At 64.6% G+C, this 2,666-nt stretch carries 1 pseudogene; it reads right to left on the reverse strand.

Going from position 1 to position 2,666, the window contains the following annotated elements:
• Nucleotides 1-2,666 (reverse strand): annotated as a pseudogene (locus Q0L57_RS10600) (molybdopterin oxidoreductase family protein); the annotation flags it as partial.

The following is a 2,666-nucleotide window of genomic DNA, read 5'->3' on the forward strand; positions in this document are numbered from 1 at the left end:
AAGCCGGCTTCCTCGGGCGCGCATTTGACGATCCGCACGCGCAAATCGAACCATGCAGCCTGTCCGGTCACCGGATCGGAATTCGAATAGCGCTTGCCGTTGGCATCGGCCGACGTCTGGTCGCCGATGATATGGTTGAGCAGGAAGCCGCGATTGCTCTCGGCCGCGTCGTCCTTCAGGCCCCAACTGCCGCGCCGCTTGCCGATCGCGTTCCAGGTCCAGACCGTATCCGGGTTCACGCCGTCGATCAGCTTGGTCTGGCCCTTCACCCTTCCATTGATGCTTTCGATCCACACCCAGTCGTCATCGGCAAGGCCGAGCCTGGCGGCGGTCTGCCGATGCACGAACAGCCGGTTCTGGCTGGTGATCTGCCTCAGCCACGCATTCTGCGAACCCCAGGAATGGTACATATGCATCGGCCGCTGCGTCAGCGCATGCAGCGGATATTTTTCGAGGTCGACTGTGTCGTCCTCGAAGGGCGCGTACCAGAAAGGCAGCGGGTCCATATAGGCTTCGATGCGGGCGCGCTCGGCGGCGGGTGGCTGCGCCTTGCCATGGCCGCGCGCCGCGAGCCGGAAGCGCTGCATCGGCTCGGAATAAAGCTGGAAGACGATCGGCTCGGCCTTCGGGACAAAACCCATTTCGACGGCGAAATCGAGATAGGCGCGGTTGCCCATCTTGTAATAGCGCTGGTCGTCGGAAAATTCGTGGTGCCAGAAGCCGCCATTGTCGATGTAGCGCTGCAACTGGTCCGGATTGACGTCGCCCCTGCCGAACGAACCGCCATTCTCGCCACGCCAGCCGGCTAAAGGGCCGATGCCGGGCGTGCGCTGGTGGTTGACGATGTAATCGGCATAGTCGCGGTACTTCGCCGAACCGTCTTCCGCGACGAAGCCGGGCAGGCCAAGCCGCGCGCCGAGCTCGATGAGCACTGTCTGGAACGGCCGCACGTCGCGGTCCGGCTGCACCACCGGATGGCGGATGGCGTCGGCCGGCCCGTCCGCATGGCTGATCGGCCGGTCGAGCAGGCTGATGCAGTCATGCCGTTCGAGATAGGTGGTGTCGGGCAGCACCAGGTCCGCGAACGGCACCGTCTCGGAATAATAGGCGTCGGAGTAGATGATGAAGGGGATCTTGTAGGCGCCGGACTCGTCCTTGTCGGTCAGCATGGCAATCGTCTCGACCGTGTTCATCGACGAGTTCCAGGCCATGTTCGACATGTACATCATCAGCGTGTCGATCGGATAAGGATCGCCGGCCCAGGCGTTGCGGATGACCGAATGCATCAGTCCATGGGCGGCCAAGGGCGCTTCCCACGAATAGGCCTTGTCGATACGGGTGGGCCGGCCGGCCTCGTCGACGAGAAGATCGTCCGGCCCGCAGACGAAGCCGAGCGGCACGCCTTCGAGCGGCGTCATCGGCTGGGCGTTCTTTCCACATGGCTTCGGACCAGGGGGGGCGGAACGGGGATAGGGCGGCTTGAAGCGGAAGCCGCCGGGAACATCCACCGTGCCGAGCAGAACCTGAAGCAAATGGATGGCGCGGCAGGTATGGAAGCCGTTGGAGTGGGCCGAGATGCCGCGCATGGCATGCATCGAGACCGGCCGTCCCTTGATCGTCTCGTGCCGCCGGCCAGCCCAGTCGGTCCAGGCGACCGGCAGTTCGATCGTCTGCTCGAAGGCGACATGGGCCAACTCCGCCGCGATGCGACGGATCGTGGCGGCATCGATCCCGCAGCGTCCCGCCACTGCGTCAGGCGAGTAGGCGTCGTCGAGATAGCGGTCGGCGATCAGCTGAAACACAGGTACACAGCGCCGGCCGTCGACTACGTAGCTGCCGGTCAGCGCCGGCCTCGCTGCGGCGTCGGCCGCCTTGACGGGCAGCGTCGCCATCCTGTCCCATGCGAGCGGGTTGCCGTCATCGTCGCGCACGAACACCCCATCGTCGGCGGTTCCAGGCTCCTGCACGACCAGCACCGGCGCATTGGTGTAGCGCAGCAGGTAGTCGAGATCGACACGGCCTGCCTTGAGCAGCTCGTGGACGAGGGCGAGCACGAACAGGCCGTCCGTGCCCGGCCTGATGCCGATCCAGTCGTCGGCGATGGCGTTGTAACCGGTGCGGCAGGGATTGATCGACACAACCTTGGCGCCGCGCGCCTTGAGCTTGCCGAGGCCGATCTTGATCGGGTTGGAATCATGGTCCTCGGCGACGCCGAACAGCATGAAGTACTTGGTATTCTCCCAGTCGGGTTCGCCGAACTCCCAGAAAGAGCCGCCGATCGTGTAGAGCCCGCCCGCCGCCATGTTGACTGAGCAGAAGCCGCCATGGGCGGCGAAGTTGGGCGTGCCGAATTTTGACGCCCACCAGCCGGTCAATGACTGCGACTGGTCTCGTCCCGTGAAGAAGGCGAGCTTCTTCGGGTCGGTCCCGCGGATCGCCGACAGCCGTTCGGTGGCGATGGCGAAGGCTTCTTCCCACTCGATCTCACGGAAGTCACCCGAGCCGCGCGGACCCGTGCGCAACAGCGGCTTCCTCAGCCGTGCCGGGCTGTAGTGCTGCATGATGCCGGAGCTGCCCTTGCCGCAGATGACGCCCCGGTTGACCGGATGGTCCTTGTTGCCGTTGATGTAGCGGACCTTGCCGTCCTTGATGTGGACGTCGATGCC

The organism is Mesorhizobium sp. (genome assembly GCF_024509055.1).
GTDB lineage: Bacteria > Pseudomonadota > Alphaproteobacteria > Rhizobiales > Rhizobiaceae > Mesorhizobium.